The 23695-nt window shown below is 65.4% G+C and carries 22 protein-coding genes; 10 read left to right on the top strand and 12 right to left on the bottom strand.

The window, feature by feature from the left end; genetic code table 11:
* Window positions 1-23 precede the first annotated feature (23 nt).
* Window positions 24-1322, bottom strand: a complete 1299-nt coding sequence (locus tag KYG_RS05095) for a TRAP transporter large permease (protein WP_008903774.1) — start codon at window positions 1320-1322, stop codon at window positions 24-26.
* Complete coding sequence (locus KYG_RS05090) at window positions 1319-1882, bottom strand: TRAP transporter small permease (RefSeq protein WP_008903773.1); 564 nt, start codon at window positions 1880-1882, stop codon at window positions 1319-1321. The genes KYG_RS05095 and KYG_RS05090 overlap by 4 nt, the downstream gene beginning before the upstream one ends.
* A 255-nt stretch (window positions 1883-2137) precedes the next feature.
* On the opposite strand from KYG_RS05090, the gene KYG_RS05085 reads away from it, so the two are divergent.
* From KYG_RS05085 to htpX, 9 genes are all read left to right on the top strand, one after another.
* Window positions 2138-3076 (top strand): LysR family transcriptional regulator, encoded by a 939-nt coding sequence (locus tag KYG_RS05085; RefSeq protein WP_034693264.1) that lies wholly within the window; start codon window positions 2138-2140, stop codon window positions 3074-3076.
* Between the two features lie 188 nt (window positions 3077-3264).
* Window positions 3265-4161 carry an amino acid ABC transporter substrate-binding protein gene (locus tag KYG_RS05080; protein WP_034693235.1) on the top strand — a complete coding sequence of 299 codons (897 nt, stop codon included), beginning with the start codon at window positions 3265-3267 and terminating at the stop codon, window positions 4159-4161.
* 117 nt (window positions 4162-4278) lie between these two features.
* Window positions 4279-5178: an amino acid ABC transporter substrate-binding protein gene (locus KYG_RS05075; protein WP_008903770.1), complete on the top strand. Its 900-nt coding sequence runs from the start codon at window positions 4279-4281 to the stop codon at window positions 5176-5178.
* Between the two features lie 109 nt (window positions 5179-5287).
* On the top strand, window positions 5288-6046 hold the full coding sequence (locus tag KYG_RS05070; protein WP_008903769.1) for an amino acid ABC transporter permease: 759 nt from the start codon (window positions 5288-5290) through the stop codon (window positions 6044-6046).
* Window position 6047: 1 nt separating this feature from the next.
* Entirely contained in the window at window positions 6048-6713 is a 666-nt protein-coding gene (locus KYG_RS05065; protein WP_034693261.1) for an amino acid ABC transporter permease, read from the top strand.
* Between the two features lie 25 nt (window positions 6714-6738).
* Entirely contained in the window at window positions 6739-7476 is a 738-nt protein-coding gene (locus KYG_RS05060; protein ID WP_008903767.1) for an amino acid ABC transporter ATP-binding protein, read from the top strand.
* Window positions 7477-7865: 389 nt separating this feature from the next.
* On the top strand, window positions 7866-8924 hold the full coding sequence (pyrC, locus tag KYG_RS05055) for a dihydroorotase (protein WP_034693258.1): 1059 nt from the start codon (window positions 7866-7868) through the stop codon (window positions 8922-8924).
* A complete protein-coding gene (locus KYG_RS05050; RefSeq protein WP_008903765.1) occupies window positions 8909-9682 on the top strand; it encodes a DUF3025 domain-containing protein in 774 nt (257 codons plus the stop codon). Before pyrC ends, KYG_RS05050 begins: the two co-directional genes overlap by 16 nt.
* Window positions 9683-9877: 195 nt before the next feature.
* The gene (htpX, locus tag KYG_RS05045) at window positions 9878-10756 is read left to right on the top strand and encodes a protease HtpX (protein WP_034693233.1); all 879 of its coding nucleotides are present in this window, start codon (window positions 9878-9880) and stop codon (window positions 10754-10756) included.
* Between the two features lie 75 nt (window positions 10757-10831).
* Here htpX and KYG_RS05040 read toward each other — a convergent pair whose 3' ends face one another.
* The 7 genes from KYG_RS05040 to KYG_RS05010 form a co-directional block, all read right to left on the bottom strand.
* Complete coding sequence (locus tag KYG_RS05040) at window positions 10832-12340, bottom strand: DASS family sodium-coupled anion symporter (protein WP_008903763.1); 1509 nt, start codon at window positions 12338-12340, stop codon at window positions 10832-10834.
* A gap of 177 nt (window positions 12341-12517) precedes the next feature.
* Window positions 12518-13066, bottom strand: coding sequence for a VUT family protein (locus KYG_RS05035; RefSeq protein ID WP_008903762.1), 549 nt, complete (start codon window positions 13064-13066; stop codon window positions 12518-12520).
* A complete protein-coding gene (locus KYG_RS05030) occupies window positions 13063-14784 on the bottom strand; it encodes an NAD(P)/FAD-dependent oxidoreductase (RefSeq protein ID WP_008903761.1) in 1722 nt (573 codons plus the stop codon). The genes KYG_RS05035 and KYG_RS05030 overlap by 4 nt, the downstream gene beginning before the upstream one ends.
* A 66-nt stretch (window positions 14785-14850) precedes the next feature.
* The gene (locus KYG_RS05025) at window positions 14851-15294 is read right to left on the bottom strand and encodes a universal stress protein (RefSeq protein WP_008903760.1); all 444 of its coding nucleotides are present in this window, start codon (window positions 15292-15294) and stop codon (window positions 14851-14853) included.
* A 14-nt stretch (window positions 15295-15308) separates the two neighbouring features.
* The gene (locus KYG_RS05020; RefSeq protein WP_008903759.1) at window positions 15309-16796 is read right to left on the bottom strand and encodes a DHA2 family efflux MFS transporter permease subunit; all 1488 of its coding nucleotides are present in this window, start codon (window positions 16794-16796) and stop codon (window positions 15309-15311) included.
* Window positions 16797-16888: 92 nt separating this feature from the next.
* Window positions 16889-18073: an HlyD family secretion protein gene (locus KYG_RS05015; RefSeq protein ID WP_008903758.1), complete on the bottom strand. Its 1185-nt coding sequence runs from the start codon at window positions 18071-18073 to the stop codon at window positions 16889-16891.
* 52 nt (window positions 18074-18125) lie between these two features.
* Window positions 18126-19607 (bottom strand): efflux transporter outer membrane subunit, encoded by a 1482-nt coding sequence (locus KYG_RS05010; protein WP_008903757.1) that lies wholly within the window; start codon window positions 19605-19607, stop codon window positions 18126-18128.
* A 100-nt stretch (window positions 19608-19707) separates the two neighbouring features.
* Here KYG_RS05010 and KYG_RS05005 point away from each other — a divergent pair, with 100 nt between their 5' ends.
* Window positions 19708-20319: a TetR/AcrR family transcriptional regulator gene (locus tag KYG_RS05005; RefSeq protein ID WP_008903756.1), complete on the top strand. Its 612-nt coding sequence runs from the start codon at window positions 19708-19710 to the stop codon at window positions 20317-20319.
* A 74-nt stretch (window positions 20320-20393) separates the two neighbouring features.
* On the opposite strand, the gene KYG_RS05000 is transcribed toward KYG_RS05005, so the two are convergent.
* The 3 genes from KYG_RS05000 to KYG_RS04990 are packed head-to-tail and all read right to left on the bottom strand — an operon-like array spanning window position 20394 to window position 23513.
* Window positions 20394-21461 carry a lysylphosphatidylglycerol synthase domain-containing protein gene (locus KYG_RS05000; protein WP_008903755.1) on the bottom strand — a complete coding sequence of 356 codons (1068 nt, stop codon included), beginning with the start codon at window positions 21459-21461 and terminating at the stop codon, window positions 20394-20396.
* Window positions 21462-21489: 28 nt separating this feature from the next.
* Window positions 21490-22734 (bottom strand): cardiolipin synthase ClsB, encoded by a 1245-nt coding sequence (gene clsB, locus KYG_RS04995; RefSeq protein WP_008903754.1) that lies wholly within the window; start codon window positions 22732-22734, stop codon window positions 21490-21492.
* Window positions 22731-23513, bottom strand: coding sequence for an endonuclease/exonuclease/phosphatase family protein (locus KYG_RS04990; RefSeq protein ID WP_008903753.1), 783 nt, complete (start codon window positions 23511-23513; stop codon window positions 22731-22733). Before KYG_RS04990 ends, clsB begins: the two co-directional genes overlap by 4 nt.
* Between the last annotated feature and the right edge of the window lie 182 nt (window positions 23514-23695).

Below are 23695 nucleotides of genomic sequence, written 5' to 3'. Positions count from 1 at the left end.
GACCTGTTCAGCGTTGCCTCAAGTCAGTAACCCAGCCTTGCGGGCAGCCACAGGGCCAGCTGGGGAAATGCAATCACCAGCACCATGACGAGGAACATGGCCAACAGCATCCAGCCGACCCAGCGCACGGTGGACTCCATGCGCACGCCGGCAATGCGGCACGACACCATGAGGTTCACGGCCAGCGGTGGCGTGAACTGGCCCAGGGCCACCTTCAGGGTCAGGATCACGCCAAACCACACCGGGTCCCATTGGTAGTGGTTCATGATGGGCAGCAGCAGCGGCACGAAGATCAGGAAGATCGAGATGCCGTCAAGGAACATGCCCACGGTGATGAGCAGCACGATGAGCAGTGCCAGCACGCCGTATTCCCCCAGGCCCGAATTCACGATGGCCTTGGCCACCGGATCGATCACGCCCAGCGTGGACAGTGAATACGCAAAGATGCCCGCCAGCGATACAACCAGCAGGATCACCGCCGACAGCTCGCCCGATTCGCGCAGGATGGGAAAGAGGTCGCGCACGGAGATCGTGCGGTACACCACCATGCCCACAAACAGGCCGTAGAACACCGCCACCACCGCTGCCTCGGTGGGCGTGAACCAGCCCGCGCGCATGCCGCCCAGAATCAGCACCGGAGCGGCCAGGCCCCAGCTGGCTTCGCGCAGGCTCTTCCAGAAGGCCGGGCGGGGCAGGGTGGCCTCCAGCGTGCCCATCTTGTGCTTGCGCGCCATCCACACGGCGGGCACGATCAGTGCAATGCCCGCCAGCACGCCGGGCACCATGCCCGCTGCAAACAGTGCGGGCACCGAGGCGCCGGGCACCAGCACCGAGTAGATGATGAACGCGACGGAGGGCGGGATGAGGATGTCGGTGGCCGCAGCCGCCCCCACCACACTGGCCGAGAAGGAGGGCGGATAGCCCGCGCGTGCCATTGCGGCAATCATTACTCCGCCCACGGCAGCAGCATTGGCCGGGCCCGAGCCCGAGATGCCCCCGAGGAACATCGCCACCGCAATCGCCACCAGCGGCAGCATGCCCGGCCCGCGCCCGACCATGGATACGGCAAAGTTCACCAGCCGCAGCGCCACGCCCGAGCGGTCAAAGATCGAGCCCACCAGGACGAACATGGGGATGGCCAGCAGCGGGTATTTGCCCAGGCCTGCATAGAAGTTCTGGGGCACGGCCAGCAGGCCGAACCACTGGCTGTCGGCGTTGGCCAGTGCAATCGCCGCGGCGCCCGCCAGGCCCAGCGCAGCGCCTATCGGAACGCCCAGAAACATCAGGCCCAGAAAGGCCACGAACAGCAGTGTGGCGATCATGGTTGATCACCATCAGGGGGCGATGCGGCTTCGCCGGGCGTGGCGCGTGTGCGTCTCACCAGCACTCCCAGGGCGCGGGCCGCAATCAGCGTGGACAGTATCGGCAGCCAGATCGAATACCACCACTGAGGCACGCCGATGCCCGGCGAGGTTTCGCCAAAACGGTAGTCGTCCCACACCACGCGCACGCTGAGCACGGCAATGAGCCCGAACAGCAGGGCGACGCTGATGGCTCCCAGTTGCGCCAGGCGCTTACGGCGCTGCGCTGTGCCGCCTTCGGCAAAGTATTCAATGCGGATGTGCTGGTTGCGCGCCACCGCCGCAGAGCCCGCCACCAGCGCCAGAACGATCATCAGAAAGATCGAGATCTCCTCCGTCCAGGCAAAAGACGAGTTGGTGAAATAGCGCACCAGCACATTGGCAAAGGTGATCAGGGCCAGCGTCGCCATCACGATGACGGTGAGCCAGTCTTCAAGGCGCAGCGAACGGGGTTCGGCCTCGGGGCCTGTGGCGCGGGACGGCGTGTCCGTTGCGGGCCCTGGCGTGGGAGGGGTGGACATGGAGGGCAGTGGTGGGAGGGGGGAACGTGCGAAAGCCCGCCGCCCTGCCCGGCGGTGTTGTGCGCCGGGGGCCGGGGGCGTTGCCGCCCCGGGCATGGAACAGCGCGGCAGGCGCTGCCCGGCATTATGCGTTGGCTGGCTGGCTGGCTGGCTGGCTGGCAGGCTTGCACAGCAGGGGTGCGGCGCACCGGCACCGTTCATCACCCGCTTTCCCCTGGCGCGCAAGGCGGTGAACGCGGGCGGATAATGCGCCACATGGAAACCAAGTGGCTCGAAGATTTCGTCAGTCTTGCGGAAACGCGCAGCTTTAGCCGCTCTGCGCAGTTGCGCCACGTGACGCAACCCGCGTTTTCGCGGCGGATACAGGCACTCGAAGCCTGGGCGGGCACCGATCTGGTGGACCGCAGCTCCTACCCCACACGCCTCACACCCGCGGGCAAGACCCTCTATGACCAGGCGCTGGAGATGCTGCAGGCGCTGCAGAACACGCGCGCCATGCTGCGTGCGCACACCAGTGCCGGCAAGGACATGATCGAGTTCGCGGTGCCGCACACGCTGGCGTTCACCTTCTTTCCCGCCTGGGTGTCGAGCCTGCACGACAAGTTCGGTCCGTTCAAGAGTCGTTTGATTGCGCTCAACGTGCACGACGCCGTGATGCGGCTCGTGGAAGGCGGTTGCGACCTGCTCATCGCCTACCACCACCCGTCACAGCCTTTCCAGCTGGATGCCGACCGCTATGAAATGGTCAGCCTCGGGCAAGAGGTGCTCTCGCCCTACAGCAAGGCCGACGCGGAGGGCCAGCCCGTGCACCGCCTGCCGGGTCGTGCAGGCCAGCCCTTGCCGTACCTGGGCTATGCGCCCGGTGCGTACCTGGGGCGGGTGACGGAGCTGATTCTCAAGGAGTCCGGCACGCCCATTCATCTGGACAGGGTGTATGAGACGGACATGGCCGAAGGGCTCAAGGCCATGGCGCTCGAAGGCCACGGCGTCGCTTTCCTGCCGCACAGTGCTGTCAAGAAAGAACTGCGATCGCGCCGGCTTGTCAGCGCGGCGCCTGCCGACACGACCGACCTGCAGATGACGATGGATGTCCGCGCCTACCGTGAGAAACCGACTGGCAAGGAGGCCCCCAAAGGAACCGCGCAAGCCTTGTGGACGTACCTCCAGGCGCAGGCCACGTCATGCCTAGGGTAAATACGGATATAAACGCTTTGCATAGTTGCGCGCGCAAACGGCATTGGAATTTCATGGGGCCGACACGTAAAGTCTGCGCCATCGCGGGGTCGGTCATCGCAACGCGCCTTCCTTGAGCCCACGGTTCCAGGGCCAGGGCGATGGCACGAACATTGCAATTCCGATCCATCCACTCACCGAGTCACAGCATGAACGTTCAGCATTGGGGAATAGCCTGCGGCCTTGTTGCCGCATTGAGCAGCTTTGCCGCTTCTGCGCAGGCCTCGGTGCTGGATCGCATCAATGCTGGCGGAAAGCTGGTGATTGCCCACAGGGAGTCGTCCGTACCGTTTTCGTACATCGACGCAAAAAGTGGCAAGCCCATGGGCTACGCGCTGGACCTTTGCCTGCAGCTGGCCGAGGTGGTGCGCCGCAAGACCGGCAAAAAAGACATGGCCGTCGAGTTCATGACTGTCACGTCCGCCAACCGCATCACCATGATCGAGCAGGGCAAAGCGGACCTCGAGTGCGGCTCCACCACCAACAACGCCGAGCGGCGGCAGAAAGTGGCGTTCACGATTCCCCACTTCATCACGGGCGCGCGGCTGCTGGTCAAAGCCAACAGCTCCATCGACCGCGTAGAAGACCTCAATGGCAAGCGGCTGGTGTCCACCAAGGGGTCCACCCCGCTCAAGGCTGCCGACCAGGCCAACCGTGAACGCCTGATGGGCATCACCATCATCGAAGCACCAGACCATGCGCGTGCACTGGAAATGGTCGAGAAGGGCGAGGCGGACGCGTTCGTGATGGACGACGTACTGCTGTATGGGCTGGCTGCGGGCCGCCCCGACCCCAAGGCGCTCAAGATCGTGGGCCGATTCATGACCACCGAGCCGCTGGCCATCATGCTTCCCAAAAACGACCCCGAGTTCAAGAAGCTCGTGGACGAGGAGATGCGCAGGCTGATCACCAGCCGCGAGATCTACCCCATCTATGACAAGTGGTTCAACCAGCCGATACCGCCCACCAACACCGCGCTGAACCTGCCCGTCAGCTACCTGTTGCGCGACTTCTGGAAATACCCTACCGACCAGGTCCCGTTCTGACTACCATTTCGGCCCTGGGTGCACATTTTTGGAGATGGCGGGCGCCCGACACCGCGGGCGCTGCCGAGTCTCTAGAATCCCCCCCTTTTTTTCCGGTTTCAACACAAGGAGATATCAATGAAGAAACATCTGCTCGCGGTCGCCGTCACCGCCCTGGCTGTAGGTAGCGCTTTTGCGCAGGCCAACGACACCCTCGCCAAGATCAAGGCATCGGGTAGCGTGACCCTGGGAGTTCGCGAGTCTTCCGGTCTCTCTTACACGCTGGGCAATGGCAAGTTTGTGGGTTTCCACACCGAAATGGGTGAGATCGTGCTGGCCGACATCCAGAAGCAGCTGGGCCTGCCCAAGCTGGACATCAAGTACCAGCCCGTCACCTCGCAAAACCGTATCCCGCTGGTGACCAATGGCACGGTGGACCTGGAGTGCGGCTCCACCACCAACAACGCCGCGCGCCAGAAGGATGTGGCCTTTGCCGTGACCACCTACGTGGAAGAAGTTCGCATCGCCACCAAGGCAAGCTCGGGCATCACCTCCATCAAGGACCTCAACGGCAAGACCATTGCCACCACCACCGGCACCACGTCGGTGCAAACCCTGCGCAAGCATGAGCGCGCAGGTGGCGTGGATTTCAAGGAGGTGTTCGGCAAGGACCATGCTGACAGTTTCCTGATGCTGGAAACCGGCCGTGCGGACGCCTTCGTGATGGACGGCTCCATCCTGGCGGCCAACATCTCCAAGTCCAAGAACCCTGCCGACTACAAGATCGTGGGCGAAGTGCTGAACGTGGAACCCATCGCCTGCATGCTGCGCAAGGACGACCCTGCTTTCAAGAAGGCTGTGGACGACTCCATCAAGCGCCAGATCGCAGACGGCTCCCTGGCCAAGCTGTACGACAAGTGGTTCATGCAGCCTGTGCCGCCTACCAACACCAAGATCGGCCTGCCAATGTCTGAAGCGACCAAGGCTGCATGGGCAACGCCCAACGACAAGCCCATGGAAGACTACGCCAAGAAGTAATCTGTAGAGAGCTTGTGCCCCTTCGGCCAGCCGGTTCGGAGGGGCTTTTTTGTTGGCTTCGCAAAGGGCCGCGCCGCCGGTGCGGCCCCACAACCAAAGGGGTGCTCCTATGAGTTGGGATTGGCAGGTGTTCTGCCAGGACACCATGGACAGGGAAGTCGTGCAAAGCTGCTTTGGCAAAGGCGGCGACATCACGTACCTGGACTGGATGCTGTCGGCCTGGGGCTGGACCGTGTCTGTTTCGTTGCTGGCCCTGGTGCTGGCGCTTGTGCTGGGGTCATTGATCGGTACGCTGCGCACCTTGCAGGACCGGCCGGTGATCGTGCGCCTGGGCAACGCCTGGGTCGAACTGTTTCGCAATATTCCGCTGCTGGTGCAGATTTTTCTCTGGTACCACGTGCTGCCCAGCTTCTTTCCGGTGCTGCAGGGTGTGCCGGGGTTTGCGCTGGTGGTGTTTGCACTGGGTTTCTTCACCTCGGCGCGTATCGCCGAGCAGGTGCGCTCGGGGATCCAGTCGCTGCCACGGGGCCAGCGCTATGCGGGGCTGGCCATGGGTTTCACCACCTTCCAGACCTACCGCTATGTGCTGCTTCCCATGGCGTTTCGCATCATCATTCCGCCGCTGACCAGCGAGACGATGAACATTTTCAAGAACTCGTCCGTGGCCTTTGCGGTGTCGGTGGCGGAGCTCACCATGTTCGCCATGCAGGCCCAGGAGGAGACCTCGCGCGGCATTGAGGTGTATCTGGCGGTGACGGCGCTCTACATCATCTCGGCGTTCGCCATCAACCGCATCATGGCCTTCATTGAAAAGCGTGCCCGCATTCCTGGCATGGTCGTCAGTGGTGCTGCCGGGGGAGGGCATTGACATGACGATCGATTTTTCCTTCTACAACTGGGAGCTGATCTCCAACTTCGTGCTCAAGGGGCTGTACTTCAGTCTGGTGCTCACGGTGATCGCCACCATTGGAGGTGTGCTGTTTGGCACCGTGCTCGCGCTCATGCGGCTGTCGGGCAAGAAGTGGCTTGAAGTGCCCGCCACCATCTACGTCAACGGTATGCGCAGCATTCCGCTGGTGATGGTGATCCTGTGGTTCTTTCTGCTCGTGCCTGCCATCATCGGCCGCCCCATCGGCGCTGAAATGTCGGCCATCATCACCTTCATCGCCTTTGAAGCGGCGTACTTCAGCGAAATCATGCGCGCCGGCATCCAGTCGATTCCGCGTGGCCAGGTGTATGCCGGCCAGGCGCTCGGGATGACGTATGGCCAGAACATGAAGCTGGTGGTGCTGCCCCAGGCGTTCCGCAACATGCTGCCCGTGCTGCTGACGCAGACCATCATCCTGTTCCAGGACACGTCGCTGGTGTATGCGATTGGTGCCTACGACATGCTCAAGGGCTTTGAGGTGGCGGGCAAGAACTTCGGCCGCCCCATCGAGGCCTACCTGGCCGCAGCCGTGCTCTATTTCGTCATGTGCTACGCCCTTTCCTGGATGGTGAAACGCCTGCACCAGAAGATCGCCATCATCCGCTGAAGCACAAGAGACCGAGGAACCAGAAATGATTGAACTCAAGAACGTATCCAAGTGGTATGGCCCCGTGCAGGTGCTCAATGAATGCACGGCCACCATCCAGAAGGGGGAAGTGGTGGTGGTCTGCGGCCCTTCGGGCTCGGGCAAGTCCACGCTGATCAAGACCATCAACGCGCTCGAACCCTTCCAGAAGGGCGAGATCACGGTGGACGGTATTGCGCTGCACGACCCCAAGACCGATCTGCCCAAGCTGCGCAGCCGCGTGGGCATGGTGTTCCAGCACTTCGAGCTGTTCCCCCACCTGTCGGTGACGGACAACCTCACGATTGCGCAGATCAAGGTGCTGGGCCGCAGCGCGGACGACGCCAAGAAGCGCGGCCTCAAGATGCTCGAGCGTGTGGGCCTGATGGCGCACAAGGACAAGTTTCCCGGCCAGCTCTCGGGCGGCCAGCAGCAGCGCGTGGCCATTGCGCGTGCGCTGTCGATGGACCCCATCGTGATGCTGTTCGACGAGCCCACCTCCGCGCTCGACCCGGAAATGGTCGGCGAAGTGCTGGACGTGATGGTGGGCCTGGCCAACGAAGGCATGACCATGATGTGCGTGACCCACGAAATGGGCTTTGCCCGCAAGGTGAGCAACCGCGTGATCTTCATGGATGTGGGCGGCAAGATCCTGGAAGACTGCTCCAAGGAAGACTTCTTCAACAACCCCGACGCGCGCCAGCCCCGCACCAAGGACTTTCTCAACAAGATCCTGGCGCACTGATGCTCCCCCTGCGGCGCTGCGCGCCTTCCCCCTGAGGGGGACGCACCCCCTGGACCGGCGAAGCCGGATCCACGGGTGCGCTGGGGTGGGGAAGTGGCGGTTTCATGGGGCGGTGCCGCATGCGGTGCCAGCTGGATAAAACAAAGCGCTCTTCGGAGCGCTTTTGTTTTGGCGGCTCTTGTTGGAGGCTGAACCTGTCCCACACCAACCGTTCGGGCTGAGCTCGTCGAAGCCAGGGCACCGCCGCCACCGATCTGCAGCCTCGATGCTCCACGGCATTCACCCTTGGGATGGCGATACTTCAAGCATTTTTGGCAGCCAGCCCTTATCCATAAAGCGCTGATAGCTATCAAATTAGTAGCAATCGCTCCGATGGGACAATGCTGCCCATGACAGCCGCACCCGACACCCCCACCCAGCCTGATACCCTCACCATCACCCGCCCCGACGACTGGCACTTGCACGTGCGCGACGGCGAGCCGCTGCACACCGTCGTGCCGCACACCGCAGCCCAGTTCGGCCGCGCGATCATCATGCCCAACCTGCGCCCACCGGTCACCACGGCCGAGCAGGCCCTGGCCTACAAGCAGCGTATCCTGGCCGCCGTACCAGCGGGCGTGCAGTTCGAGCCGCTGATGACGCTGTACCTCACGGACAACCTGCCGCCCGAAGAAATCGTGCGCGCCAAGGCGGCCGGTGTGGTGGCCTGCAAGCTCTACCCTGCCGGCGCCACCACCAACAGCGACGCTGGCGTGACTGACTTGCGCAAGACTTACAAGACGCTGGAAGCCATGCAGAAGGCCGGCATGCTGCTCTTGGTGCACGGCGAAGTCACCAGCAGCGACATTGACCTGTTCGACCGCGAGGCGGTGTTCATCGAGCAGCAACTCATCCCGCTGCGCCGCGACTTCCCCGAGCTGAAGATCGTCTTTGAGCACATCACCACCAAGGACGCGGCCGACTATGTGATGCAGGCCGACCGCTACACGGCCGCCACCATCACCGCGCACCACCTGCTGTACAACCGCAACGCCATCTTCATCGGCGGCGTGCGCCCGCACTACTACTGCCTGCCGGTGCTCAAGCGCGAAACGCACCGCGTGGCCCTGGTGCAGGCGGCCACCAGCGGCAGCAGCAAGTTCTTCCTGGGTACCGACAGCGCACCGCACCCGGCGCACCTGAAAGAACACGCCAGCGGCTGCGCCGGGTGCTACACCGCCCACGCGGCCATCGAGATGTATGCCGAGGCCTTCGACAACGCGGGTGCGCTTGACCAGCTCGAAGGCTTCGCCAGCTTCCACGGCCCCGACTTCTACAGCTTGCCGCGCAACACCGGCACCATCACCCTGCGCCGCGAGTCGTGGACACCGCCCGACAGCTTTGCGTTTGGCGAGGCCGAACTCAAGCCCCTGCGCGCCGGTGAAGCCCTGCCGTGGCGGCTGGTGTAAGCGAAGCGTTCGGCGCCATTGACTGGAGCGCTCCCTGGCTGGCGCCGTGGTGCGGCCTGGGCCAGCCCCTTGCCCAGCAGCTTCTGCAGGATGACCCGTCGGTGCACCAGGCATTGCAGACCGCAGCGCCGAAGGGTGCTCCCGTGGTCTTTGTGCCCCAGTCCGCGCTGTCCGAAGGCACCGCCTACGAGCAGTACATCTGGGACACCCGCCGCGTGCCCACGCGCGACAACCTGCACGACTTCTTCAACGGCCTGGTCTGGCTGCAGTTTCCGCACACCAAGCGCCGCCTGAACCAGCTGCAGGCCCAGGCCATTGCCACCCATGGGGTGCAGGCGGTGCGGGGGCCGCTGCGCGATGCGCTCACCCTGTTCGACGAGAACGGCGCTGTGCTGCAGGCCCCCGAGCCGATCTGGCAGGCACTGCGGGCGCGGAACTGGCAGGCGCTTTTTGTCGATCTGCGCCCGCTGTGGAACGAGGCCCGGCTGCTGCTGTTCGGGCATGCCCTGCTGGAAAAGCTTGTTTCACCACGAAAACCCATGGTGGCGCACGTCTGTCAAGCGCCATGTGCTATTAATTTGGCAGCGCATCTGGATGCCTGGCTGGCCCAGGATATCGACACCCAGCGGTGGGCCGGCAAGCCGTTTGCTCCGTTGCCCGTGCTGGGGGTGCCCGGCTGGTGGCCTGCCAATGGGGATGCTGCCTTTTATGCGGATCCTCTGGTGTTCCGGCCGCCGCGTCGCGGCGACGGCGGCTGATGCAACGCTGGATCAGTACTAATTCCCGCCGCTGCCTGTGTGATAAGGCCACTGTCGAAATTTGCACCTACCATAGCGCGATGAAATCGCGGCTGCGCCCGGCTGGCTTGAAGCCGGGCCCACGGCCCCCATCTGGTCCGGCATCCGCCCAGTGCGTGTTTTTGTAATTCCATTGTTTTGTCCCACGGAGAACCCATGAAACGGATCATGTTATTTGTAATGACCAACCTGGCCGTTGTGCTGGTGTTGGGGGTGGTGGCGAGCCTGCTCGGCGTCAACCGCTACCTCACGGCCAACGGCCTGAACCTCACGGCGTTGCTGGGTTTTTCGCTGATCATGGGTTTTGGCGGCGCGATCATCTCGTTGCTCATCAGCAAGCCCATGGCCAAGTGGAGCGCCAAGGTGCAGATCATCGACGGCACGGGCTCGGCCGACGAGCGCTGGATTGTCGATACCGTGCGCAAGTTTGCCGACCAGGCTGGCATCGGCATGCCGGAAGTGGGCATCTTCCCGGGTGACCCCAATGCCTTCGCCACGGGCGCGTTCAAGAACAGCGCGCTGGTGGCGGTGTCTACCGGCCTGCTGCAAGGCATGACGCGTGAAGAGGTCGAGGCGGTCATCGGCCATGAGGTTGCCCACATCGCCAATGGCGACATGGTCACCATGACGCTGATCCAGGGCGTGATGAACACCTTCGTGGTGTTCCTGTCGCGCGTGATCGGATACGCGGTGGACAGCTTCCTCAACAAGAACAACGAAAACCGCTCCGGCCCTGGCATCGGCTATTACGCCACCACCATCGTGCTCGACATCGTGCTGGGCTTCGTGGCCGCCATGATCGTGGCCTGGTTCAGCCGCCAGCGCGAGTTTCGCGCCGACGCAGGCGCCGCGCAGCTCATGGGCCGCCGCCAGCCCATGATCAACGCCCTGGCTCGCCTGGGCGGCAGCCACCCTGCCGAACTGCCCAAGAGCATGGCCGCCATGGGCATTGCCGGCGGCATTGGCAAGCTGTTCAGCACCCACCCGCCCATTGAAGAGCGCATTGCCGCGCTGCAGAACGCGCAGCAGGGCTAAGGGCCGGGCCCCGCGCCTGCAAACCGCCGCCGGGCTCGCGCCCCGCGGCGGTTTCTTTTTCTGGGGTGCTGCGGCTCAGTGCACCATCAGCCCCAGCCACGGCCAGTAGGTCAGCGCAAAGACCACCAGCAGGGCCGCCGCAGCCAGCGTGATCACGATGCCGGTGCGTATGAAGTCGCGCGCTTCGAAGGTGTCGGTGCCGTAGGCGATCATGTTCTGCGGCGCGTTTACCGGCAGGATGAAGCCAAAGCTCACCACGAACTGCAGGATCATCGTCATGCCCACGACGTTGATGCCGGGCGTCTGCACTGTGGACAGCACGCTGATGACGATGGGAATCATCGTGGAGGCCAAGGCGGTGGCGCTGGCAAAGCCCAGGTGGATGACGATCAGGAACGCCGACAGCAGCATCAGGATCGCAAAGGCCGAAGCCATCTGCAGCCCCAGGTTGCTCACGATGAGCTGGGCCAGCCACCCCGCCGCCTTGGTCTGCAAGAGGGCGGAACCCACGCTGATGCCCACGGCAAACAGCACCACGGTGCCCCACGGAAAACCCTTTTGCGACTGCTTCCAGTCCATCACGCCGATGCGCGGAAACAGCATCAGCGCCACGGCTGCCACGGTGGTGGAGGTGGTGTCGAAGTTGTGCAGCACCTTTTCCGTGGACCAGAAACCGAGCAGCACCAGCACCAGAGCCAGCAGCTTCCACTGGTTCAGCGTCATGGGGCCCAGCTCGGCCAGTTGCTGGCGGATGGTCTCCTGCCCGCCCGCGATTTCCTTCATCTCGGGCTTCATCATGCGCGTCATGATGAAAAACAGCGCCACCGTCATCAGCGCGGCAAACGGGGCCGCCGCCACAAACCATTCGCCCCAGGTGATCTGCGCGCCCAGCTGCTTTTCGATGAATCCGATGGCCACCATGTTCTGCGCTGCGGCGGTCTTGATGCCCACGTTCCAGATGCTGGCGGTCTGCGCCGTGGTGATGACAAGCAGGGCGGCGAAGCGGCTTTTGCGGTCCACCTTGAAGGCCAGCACAAAGCCCAGCATGATCGGCATCAGGCACGCTACGCGGGCCGTGGTGCTGGGCACGATGAACGACAGCAAAAAGCCCACCACCATGGCGCCAATCACGATGTGGTGCGTCTTGGCCCCCACCTTGGACAGCACCGTGAGCGCGATGCGCCGGTCCAGCCCCGTGGCCGTCATGGCCGACGCGATGAAACATGCGGCAGCGACCAGCGCGACGGCACTGTTGGCAAATCCTGAGAGCGCCAGATTCAGCGCCGCGCCTGTGCCCATGCCTGCGCCATCGGGTTTGGCCACGCTGGGCGCGTAGGCCAGCAGGAACACCATCAGCGCGGCAATCACCACCGCGCTGACCGAATATTCGAGCGCCTCGGTCATCCACACGATCACGGCGAACGCCAGGATCGCCAGCATGGTCTGCCCCGCTACCGGTAGCCCGGCCGGCGTGGGCAATGCCAGCACCAGCAGCAGCGCTACCAGGGCGCCGAGCAGGCCGAGCCGTTTGGTGAGACTTCCCGAAGGGGTGGTGGGGGCGGGGCTGGGCACGGCAAGGGACATCGAAGGACTCCGGTCGGTGCGGCGGGGCGAAAGCGATCTGCGCAGATCGTTTTCCAGAGATACCCGCACAAGCCTCCAGTGTTGCGCGCTGCACGGTGCGCACGTTGATGCAAGTCAACTGACGAGCGCGGGAGCGCCGCCGGGCACCACCCCGCCCGTGCTTTCGCGCGTGGGCCTTCAGGCGGCGCGCTGCGCCAGCTGGCGGCTGATGAGCAAGCGAAACGGCAGCAGCAGCGCCACGCCCAGGGCGAGCTTCACGGCCAGATCGCCCAGTGCCCAGGTCACCCAGGGCCCTTCGGTGCCCGCAAACGCGATGCTCCAGAACACGGCGGTGTCCAGCATGGCCGCGAGCAGCGTGGCCACCAGCGGCGCGCGCCACCAGCTGCCGTGCCGCAACCGGTCAAACACGCCAATGTCCAGCCATTGCGACAGCAAAAAGGCAGTGCCCGAAGCCACGGCAATGCGCGCTGGCGCCAGCACCAGCGAGGCCGCCACGGCCACCGCAAACCCCAGCCACGCCACGCGCCGGGCCTGGGCGGGCCCATGGGCGCGGTTGACCAGTTCGCTCACCAGAAAGGCCACCGGGTAGGTGATGGCGCCCCAGGTCAGCCAGTCGTTGATGGGGTACTGGACGAGGATGTTGGAGGCCAGCACGACCGCTGCCATGGCCAGGGCAGCGGCGGCAAACTGCGCCACGCCGGGGCGCGCCAGGGTCGCTGTGGTCATGCGGCGCCTGTGCCCAGCAGGCTGCGCGCCACGGCTTCACCCACCTTGATGCCGTCCACCCCGGCCGACAAAATACCGCCCGCGTAGCTGGCGCCTTCGCCCGCGGGGTACAGGCCGGGCGTGTTCAGGCTCTGCAGGTTCTCACCGCGCCCGATCTTGAGCGGCGACGAAGTGCGTGTTTCCACGCCCGTCAGTACCGCGTCGTGCATGTCAAAACCCTTGATCTTGCGGCCGAACACCGGCAGCGCCTCGCGCAGGGCCTCGATGGCGTAGCCGGGCAGGGCGGGGTGCAGGTCACCCAGAGCCACGCCCGGCTTGTAGGAAGGTTCCACATCACCCAGCTGGCTGGATGGCGTGCCTTTGATGAAGTCACCCACCAGCTGGCCCGGCGCGCTGTAGTCGCGCCCGCCCAGTACAAAGGCGTTGGATTCAAGCTGGCGTTGCAGCACGCTGCCCGACAGCGGGTGGTATTGCCCGGGGGCCAGGCGCTCCACGCCATGGGTCTGGCCCAGGTGGGTTTCAAACGCCTGCGCGTCCTGCGGGTAGTCGCGCGGGTCGATGCCCACCACCATGCCCGCGTTGGCGTTGCGCTCGTTGCGCGAGTACTGGCTCATACCGTTGGTCACCACGCGGTTCGGTTCGCTGGTGGCGGCCACCACGGTGCCACCAGGGCACATGCAAAAGCTATAGACAGCGCGCCCGTTTTGCGCGTGGTGCACCAGCTTGTAGTCGGCCGCGCCCAAGAGCGGGTGGCCCGCGTGGCGGCCCCAGCGGGCGCGGTCGATCACGCCCTGCGGGTGCTCGATGCGAAAGCCGATGGAAAATGGCTTGGCCTCCATCGCCACGCCGCGCTCATACAGCATGGCAAAGGTGTCGCGCGAGCTGTGACCCAGCGCCATCACCACATGGTCAGCACGCAGCTCGCTGGTCTCGCCCGAGGCCTGGTTCAGCACCTTGAGGCCGCGCAGATGGCGCTGCTCGCCCTGGCCTTCGATGATCACGTCCGTCACGCGCTGCTCGAAGCGGATCTCGCCGCCCAGCGCGATGATCTGCTCGCGCAGGTTCTCCACCACCTTCACCAGCTTGAAGGTGCCGATGTGCGGATGGGCGACGTACAGGATTTCTTCAGGCGCGCCGGCCTTGACGAACTCGTTCATCACTTTGCGGCCGAGGTGGCGCGGGTCCTTGATCTGGCTGTAGAGCTTGCCGTCGGAAAACGTCCCGGCGCCGCCTTCGCCAAACTGCACGTTGCTCTCGGCATGCAGCTCACGCTTGCGCCACAGGCCCCAGGTGTCCTTGGTGCGCTCGCGCACGCTCTTGCCACGCTCCAGCACGATGGGCTTGAAGCCCATCTGCGCCAGCACCAGTGCCGCGAAGATGCCGCAGGGGCCAAAGCCCACCACCACCGGGCGCAGGGGCAGGTCTGCCGGGGCCTGGCCCACAGGGTGCCAGGCCATGTCGGGCGTGGGCTGGATGTGCGGGTTACCGGCGAACTTTGCGAGCAGCGCGGCTTCGCGTTCAGGCTGGGCCAGGGTGATGTCCACGATGTAGACCGCCAGCAGGTCGGCCTTGCGCGCGTCAAAGCTGCGCTTGAAGACGTGCAGGTGGGCAATGTCGGTGTCGGCCAGGCCCAGAATCTGGGTGGCAGCGGCGCGCAGCGGCGCATCGGGGGCTTCGGCCACGGTGAACGGCAGCCGGATTTCGGAGAGTCGGATCATGGTCTTGCGGGCCCGTGGTTATCAGGCGAAGTGCAATGCAAAAGCCCGGATTTTACCGGCCGTGCCTCACCGGTAGACCAGTACCGGAATGCGGGAGTGCGCCAGCACCTTCTGTGTCTCGCTGCCCAGCAGCAGGGCGCTGACGCCTGAGCGCCCGTGCGAGGCCATGAAAATCAGGTCGCAACCGTGGCTGTCTGCCGCAGCGATGATGAGTTCAAAGGGCCTGCTGCCCACGAGCACCACGCGCTGGCAACTTGCTCCGGCCTCGCGCACCACGGCGTCTGCGGCATCGAGAATTTCCTGCGCGGCTTCGTCGAGACGGGTCTGGATCTCCTCGTTGAGGTGCGGGCTGCTCATGGCCCCCAGCCCGGCATAGGCTGACGGCGCCTCCGGTTGGGCGTAGAACAGCGTGATGCGCGCGCCGGTTTCCTTGGCATAGGCGGCAGCCCGTGCCACGTTGCCGAGCGACAGCTCCGAGCCATCGGTGGGAACCAGAATGTGTTTGAACATGGTCGTATCTTTCATCAATGCCCACCGGCGCCAGGCTCGACGGTGCGCGTGGGTTTTGGGGCGATCCAGATGATGGCGGCGGCGATGAAGAACATCACGGCAATGCCGGTCATGACCTGGTTGGTGGACAACATGCCGCTTTGCGAGACGATGAGATAGTCCACCACCTGCGTGGCCACTTCGGGCGGCGTGCCCGACTGCTGCAGCAGGGCCTGCACGCTGCCATCGCGGTCGGCCAGGCCCACCAGCTCGGCGTGGTTGCGCGTGGTCTGGTTGGCCCACACGGTGGTCACCACCGAGGTGGCAAACGCACCCGAGAGCGTGCGCAGGAAGTTCATCAGCCCGGCGGCCGAGTCCATCTCGCGCTCCTCCACGCTGCCCAGGGCGATGCCCGTGGTCGGGATGAAGAAGAACGGCAGCGCAAAGCCCATCACTGCCAGCGGAATGGCAATGTCCCAGAACGCCATGTCGCTGTTGGCCACCGTGCGCCACAGCGTCACCAGCGCCATCCACAGCACGCCAAAGAACACCAGCGCGCGCGGGTCGCGCTTGCTGTTGGCCACGATGGGCGCGACGAACAGGGCGGTCACGCCGGTCCAGGCGGTGGCCAGGCCCGCGTCGGTGGCGGTGTAGCCCATGAAGCTTTGCAGCCACAGCGGCGTGAGCACGCTGACGCCAAAGAAGGCGGCATAGGCCACGCTGACGGTGATCACCGCGGCGTTGAAGCCGCGGTGGCGGAACACGCGCAGATCGACCACCGGGTGCTTCTCGTGCAGCTCCCAGATCAGGAAGGCGGCAAAACCGACCACGGCGATGATGCTCAACGCCACGATCTGGCTGGAGGCAAACCAGTCGAGGTTCTTGCCCTCGTCCAGCACCAGTTGCAGCGCGATGACCCAGACCAGCAGCAGCACCAGGCCGACCTTGTCGAACGGGTTGCGCACGGGGCTGTCCTGGTAGTGGCGGAGCAGCTTCCAGGCACCCAGGCCAAAGCCGATGGCAATGGGCGCGTTGATCAGAAACACCCAGTTCCAGGCGTAGTCGTCCACCAGCCAGCCGCCCAGGATGGGACCGACCACGGGGGCGACCAGTGTCGTCATCGACCAGATGCCAATCGCCGCGCCCGCCTTGTCTTTGGGGAAGATGCGCAGCATCAGCGTTTGCGACAGCGGCATCAGTGGGCCACCGCTCAGGCCCTGGAACACGCGCATCACCACCAGCATGCCGATCGAGGTGGACAGGCCGCACAGGATGGAGAAGATGCCGAACAAAATCATCGACACCACGAACACGCGCACCGCGCCAAAGCGCGCGGCAAACCAGCCGGTCAGCGGCACGGTGATGGCCTCGCCCACGGCGAACGAGGTGATCACCCAGGTGCCCTGGCTTGCAGCGGCGCCCAGGGCGCCGGCGATATTGGGCACCGCCACGTTGGCGATGGTCATGTTGAGCACCGCAATGAAGTTGGCCGAGGCCAGCATCAAGGCGGCGATGATCAGCATCGGGCCGCTCAGCGGCGCGGGGGCTGCAGGGGCATGGTGTGCGGCGGGCGCGCCGGGCGCCGTGGTCGCTGGACTCATGGTGTCGGTCCCGCTCAGTTTGCAGCCGTGCGCGGGGCTTGCGCAGAGGCGGCGGCCGTGGCCTGCCTGTCGCCGGTGCGCGTGTCAATCTCGGCGCTCATCGACAGGCCCACCTTGAGCGGGTTGGCCTGCAGTTCGGCCGCATCGAGCTTGACGCGCACGGGCAGGCGCTGCACCACCTTGATCCAGTTGCCCGTGGCGTTCTGCGCCGGAATGGCGGCAAAGGCCGAGCCCGAGCCGCCCGAGAAGCCTTCCACCACGCCCTGGTAGGTGACGCCCTTGCCGTAGATGTCGGCGTGCAGCTTCACGCTCTGGCCGACGCGTACTTTTTCCAGTTGCACTTCCTTGAAGTTGGCGTCCACATAGATCTCCTGCACGGGCACCACCGCCATCAGCGGCATACCGGGCTGCACGCGCTGGCCCAGCTGCACCCTGCGTTGGGCCACCACGCCGTCGAGCGGCGCGCGGATCACGGTGCGCGCCAGGTCCACCCTGGCTTGGTCGAGGCGGGCACGGGCCGCCTGCACTTCGGGGTTGGTGTCCACGGTGCTGTGGCTGATGAGGGCCGCATTGGCCTCCTTGGCCGCGACGGCCGAGCGCTGGTTGGCGGTGACCTGTGCGGCGGCGGCCTTGGCGGCGGCCAGCTGGGCGGTGGCGGCGTCAAAACCGTTCTTGGCGCGCGTCAGCTCATCGCCCGACACCGAGCCTGAAGCGACCAAAGCCTGGCGGCGTTGCAAGTCCACCTTGGCGCGCTCGAAGTCGGCCTGGGCAGCGGCCAGCTGGGCAGTGGCGCGCTGGGCGTCGGCCTCGCGGGCGCTGATCTGCGCGCTCAGGTTGGTGTCGTTGGCCATGTAGCTTTTGACGCGGCGGGTGGCGCGATCCAGTTCGGCCGTGGCCTGGGCGACGGCCAGCTTCGCGTCGGTGGGGTCGATGAACAGCAGCACGTCGCCCTGCTTCACCGCGTCGGTGTCGCTCACCTTCACCTCCAGCACGGTGCCGCCGACGGACGGCGTGATCTGCGCCACTTCCGCCGCTGCGTAGGCGTTGTCGGTGGAGACGAAATGCGAGGCGTGCAGCTTCCAGTAGGCGGTGGAGCCCACTGCGGCCAGCACCACCACGCCGCCCAGCAGGGCCAGGCGGGCGTTGCGGCGCTTTTTGACGATGGCATCAGCGGCAGACAGGGTGTTGTTTTCAGACATGGGAATTCCTTGTTCGATGTTCTTGGGGGCCGGGCGTGGCGGGTTGTGGGGCTTACTTGCGGGCGCTGGCCAGGGTGCTGGCGGGGGCTGTCTGGTAGCCGCCACCCAGTGCCCGCTGCAGGCCGATGTCGAGCGTGAACGACGCCGAGCGCAGGTTGGTCTGGGCGCTCAGGGCGCCCAGCAGGCTGTCTTCGGCCGCCAGCACTTCGAGGTAAGTCGCCAGCCCGCCTTCATAGCGGTTGCTGGCTACGCGGTGCGCCTCGGTGGCGGCGTCCACGGCTTCTTGTGCTTTGCCCAGGCGCTGGCCCAGGGCCTTCTGGCGGATGGCGTTGTCGGCCACGTCCTGCAGCGCGCGGGCCACCGTGGCGTTGTACTGGGCCACGGCCTCGGCATAGCTGGCGTGCGCACCGCGCAGCTCGCCCTGCAGGCGGCCACCGCTGAAGATCGGCAGCGAAATTGCCGGGCCAAAGCTGGCAATGCCCGAGCCGCCCTTGGCCAGCATGTCCAGCCCGAGCGACTGCACGCCGATCAGAGCCGACAGGTTCACGTTGGGATAGAACTCGGCCTTTTTCTGCTCGATGCGACTGCCCAGCGCCTCGGTGCGCAGGCGCGCGGCCACCACATCCGGGCGGCGGCCCAGCAGGTCGGCCGATATTTCCGCGGGCAGGCCGAAGGCGCGGTCGAGCTTCAAAGTGGGCGCGGCAATCGACAGTGCGCGGTCCGGCCCGGCGCCCAGCAAGGCCGCCAGGCGGTTGCGTTGCAGCGCGATCTGCTCGTCCAGCGCCAGCAGCTCGCCTTCGGCCACGGCGCGGCGGGCGTCGGCATTGCGCAGGCCGCCGCGCGTTTCCAGCCCGTTGTCAAAGCGCTGGGTGAACAGGCTGGCGGTTTTCTGGCGAATCTCCAGCGCGCGGGCGGCGGTGTCGCGGTTGGCGTGCAGGCGGCTCAGTTCCGCATAGTGGGCCGCCACGCCGGCGGCCAGCCACAGGCGCGCCTGCGCCAGTTCGGCACGGCTGGCTTCCACGTCGGACGTGGCCGCCGCCAGCGCGGCGCGGTTCTTGCCCCAGAAGTCCAGCTCCCAGCGCACATCCAGCGTGGCGCGGCCGTAGTCGTTCAGGCCCTCGGTGGCGGGGGAGCGTGGGATCAGGTGGTTATAGCTGAGCTTGTCGCCCGTCACGGAGGCATTGGCGCTGACCTGTGGCTTGCTGGCGGCGCCGGTGATCTGCATCACGGCATCGGCGCGCTGCAGGCGCGCGGCGGCGGCGGCCAGGTCGGGCGCATCGTCCAGCGCTTCGCCGATCAGGGCGTTGAGCTGGGCGTCGCCATAGGCCGTCCACCACTGCTCGGCGGGCCACTGGGCGCTGGGCGCGGTCAAGGATGCGCTGGACTGGAAGGCCTGCGCCGGCTTGGGCTGGGGCGTGGCGCCCAGGTCCGGCAACTGGGCGCAACCGGCCAGAAACAGGACTGCGCCCAGGGCGGACAAGGGCATGCGCAGCCTGTGCAAGGCGGGCGAGGGCGGCGTGCTGCGGTGGTGCATCGGGATTCCATTTAAATGAACTGATCGGTTTAGTTTAGCTTTGGTTTTGGGCGAATTCAAGCTAAACTGAACTCATTGGTTCAAAAATAAAGGAATTGACATGCGCGCAAAAACCGAGACAAGGCGCCAGGCCATCCTGGACGCCGCCGCCGAGGTTTTTCAGGAAACGGGGTTCGAGCGCACCACCATGGCCGCCATCTGCGAGCGCCTGGGGTATTCGAAGGCCACGCTGTACAACTACTTTGCGTCGAAGGAAGAGCTGTTCTCGGCAGTGGTGTTCGAGGCCACCGAGGCGGAGTTCCAGGCCAGCCTGCAAGCCCTGGACGCGACCGTGGAGTGCATGTCCGAGGCGCTGCAAAAGTTCGGCCGGGGCCTGCTCACGCTGCTCTATTCACCGCAGGTGCAGGCGGTGCGCCGCCTCGTCGTGGCCGAGGCCGGGCGGTCTGACCTGGGCAAAAAATGCTACGAACTGGGGCCCGCGCGCAACGAAGCGGCGATGGCGGTGTTCCTGCAGCACGCCATGGACAAAGGCCAGCTGCGCCAGGCCGATGCCCGCATTGCGGCGCTGCACCTGCGGGGCCTGCTGGAGGCCGAATGGCTGGACCGTTTTTTGTTCCAGACCCTGGAGCCAATATCGGCCCAGGACATCAACGACACGGTGCATCGCGCGGTGGCCGCGTTCATGGCGGCGTACGGGCCGGTGCAGGCGTAAAAAAAAGGAACTAAAAAGCTCCTGTTTTTATAGCTATCTGCGCTTGCTGTATAAGCGTTAGAAGCACTTTTGACTCATATTCTCTCAGCTGAAGGCGCCTTGTCGTGGGTGGCCGAATGCTGGCGCCAGCGCAGCTCAGCCGCGCCAAACGCCACGGCTGCCAGCACCAGCGGCCCGAAGTAGTACAGCGCCCGGTAGGCCAGCAGCGCGGCCAGCACTTCTTCCTGCCCCAGCGATCCGGCGGCCAGCAGCGCCACCCCCACCGCCTCCAGCACGCCCAGGCCCGCAGGCACGCGCAGCACCAGCCCGGCCACCGCGCCCAGCAACACGGTGGCCAGGGCGGCGGGGTAGCTGACCTGGCCTTGCAGCACCGTCCACAGCGCGGCACCCATCAGCATCCAGTTGGTGGCCGATACAGCCACCTGCCACAGTGCCACGGGCCAGCGCGGCAGCGGGAACTCACGGCCGCGCAGCGTGAGCGCGCGGCCACTGCGCACGGCGCACAGGGCCACATAGGCCACCGGCAGGCACGCCAGCACGGTGCCACCCAGGCGCCATTGCCAGGCAGTCACCGACCATCCCGCCACGGGGGGCGGCTGCCACAGCCACGCCAGCACCCCCGCCAGCAGCAGGTAGCCCAGCCAGTTGGTCACGATGCTCGTGCCCACCACCTGGCCAATCGTGCCGGGGTCCACGCCGCGCCGGGCGTACAGCCGGTAGCGCACACCCACGCCGCCAATCAGCGAGCCCAGGTTGAGCGTGAACGGATAGCTCGTCATGGCGATGGCAAGCGTGGCGGGCCGCGAGAGCCGGTGGCCGCTGCAATGGCGGCCAACCCAATCAAACGTGCCATAGGTGAAGTGACTCAGCAGAGCGAGTCCGCCCGCCACCGCCAGCGCACTCGCGGGCAAATCACGCAGCGCCTGCAGCACGGCAGGCCAGTCCACGGTGCGCGCCTGCTGAAAGATCAGCCACGCCACCACGGCAAAAAAGCTTGCGGCCACCGCGCGGGTGGCCCAGGGCCACCAGGCCTGCTCAGGCCAGTTGCGCCAGCCGCGCGCGCTGCCGCTGTGCCGGGCCTTGCCTCCGCTGCGGGGGCGGCCGCCGGTGTCGGAGTCTGCGATCAGGCTGGGCGTGGCCATGGCGTGTGCTGGGTTCGTGCCGTTGCCGTCAGGTGGCGGGGCTGCTGGCAGGCTCGCCGGGTGCCGCACCGGCGGCGCCGGGGTTGGCCAGCGCGATGGTGGGCTCGTGCCTGGGCAACCAGCCCGCCCAGGCGGGGAACCAGCGAATCAGGTGGAACACTGCATAGCTGCGCACCAGGCGCAAACCGTCCCAGCGGCTCGGTGGCACGGCTTCAATCTGCTTGCAGCTGTTGTCCATCAGGTGCGCGAGGCGGCGGTACAGCTGGGCGTTGAAGCTGCGGTCCTGGATGATCACGTTGGCTTCCAGGTTCAGCGACAGGCTCAGCGGGTCCAGGTTGCTCGACCCCACGGTGGACCATTCATCATCCACCAGCGCCACCTTGCCGTGCAGCGGGCGGTCGCAGTATTCGTAGATGCGCACGCCAGCGCGCTGCAGGTGGTCGTACAGCAGGCTCGCTGCGGTTTTCACGATCGGCATGTCGGGCTGGCCCTGCAGGATGATGCGCACATCCACCCCGCGCCGGGCCGCGCGCCGCATCTCGCGGATGAAACGGTACCCCGGGAAAAAGTAGGCGTTGGCAATCACCACGCGCTGGCGTGCGGCCCGCAGCGCCACGCGGTAGTGGCGCTCGATGTCGCTGGTGTGCTGCTGGTTGTCGCGCGTGACGAACATGGCGTGCGCCGTGCCCGCGTGGGGCCGCCCGGTCACGCCGGCTGCGCGGTGGCGTTTGTGGTGTGCGCGGTCAAGCACGGCTTCGCGGGTGAAGTGGTGCATCTGCGCCACGATGGGGCCGCGCACCTGCACTGCGTAGTCCTGCTTGGCCTCGGGGCCAAAGTCCAGAACGTGGTCGGCGGAGTAGTTGATGCCCCCGATGAAGCCCAGCTCGCCATCCACCACCACGATCTTGCGGTGCATGCGGCGCAGCAGGTTCAGCCGTTGCCCCAGAAACCGGCGGCCGGGGTCGAAGATGCGGAACTGCACCCCGGCTTCCACCAGACTGCCCACATAGTCGTCCGAAAGATCGGGCGAGCCAAAGCCGTCCACCAGCACATGCACTTCCACCCCGCGCTGTGCAGCAGCGAGCAGGGCGGTGTGCAGCTCCTTGCCGATCTTGTCTTCAAAGAGGATGAAAGTCTCCAGCATCACCTCGCGCCGGGCCTGGGCGATGGCGCCAAAGACGCGGGGGAAGAATTCCTCACCGTTTTCCAGCAGCTCGAAATGGTTGCCGGGAACCCAGCGGGAGGAGCGGGGCAGTCTGAAAGGGCGTCTCATAGCAGGATCTCCGCAGCAAGAGGGGCATGGTCGGACAGCTTGTCCCAGGGTTTTCTGGGCAATGCGAGGGGCGCATGCACGCCCGCATTGCGCACATAGATCCGGTCCAATGCCAGCAGCGGCATGGAGGCCGGGAAGGTGCGCACCGCGCGGCCGAAGGCATGCACGAACACCTCCTGCAGGTCGGCCTCGCGTTGCAGCACTTCGTGGGCCCGGTTGCGCCAGTCATTGAAGTCGCCCGCCAGCACCACGGGCTCGTGAGCCGGAAAGCTGTTGACCAGATCGCACACGCGCCGCAGCTGCTGTTGCCGGTGCGACTCCTGCAGGCCCAGGTGCACACACACTGCGTGCACGGGCAGGTGGTGCCCCGGTGGCTGCAGCACACAGTGCAACATGCCGCGCCGCTCCGGCCCACTCACCGAAATGTCGTGGTTTTCGTAGTGCGTGATGGGGAACTTGGACAACAGCGCATTGCCGTGGTCGCCGTTGTCATACACCGCATTGCGGCCATAGGCGTACTGCGACCAGATGGTGTCGGCCAGAAATTCGTAGTGCGGAACTTGCGGAAAATTGGCAAAGCGGCTGGCGTGGCGGTGGTGTGTACCCAGTACCTCTTGCAGGAACACCAGGTCTGCCGCCACATCGCGCACCGCGTCACGCAGCTCATGCAGCATGAAACGCCGGTTGAAGGTGGTGAAGCCCTTGTGCACGTTGACGGTAAGGACCTTGAACGCTATGGGCTGTGGAGTTGTAACGGCAGTGGTGGCGGTGTTGGCCATGGGCAGTCAGACAATCTGTGGAGTGGCTCCCTGGCGAAACCGTCGCCAGGGACGGGCCGGGGGATGCCTCCATTGTTTGAGCCGGGCCACGTGACCGCTGTAGGACGGCTGGCCGTGGTTTTGTGTGCGGCCGGCGTAAAAACGGGGCCGATCGGCCCCGTTTCAGCTACAGCACTCATGCG

It is taken from the genome of Acidovorax sp. NO-1 (genome assembly GCF_000238595.1).
Taxonomy (GTDB): domain Bacteria; phylum Pseudomonadota; class Gammaproteobacteria; order Burkholderiales; family Burkholderiaceae_C; genus Acidovorax.
This window is presented reverse-complemented; position numbering and strand designations above follow the sequence as displayed.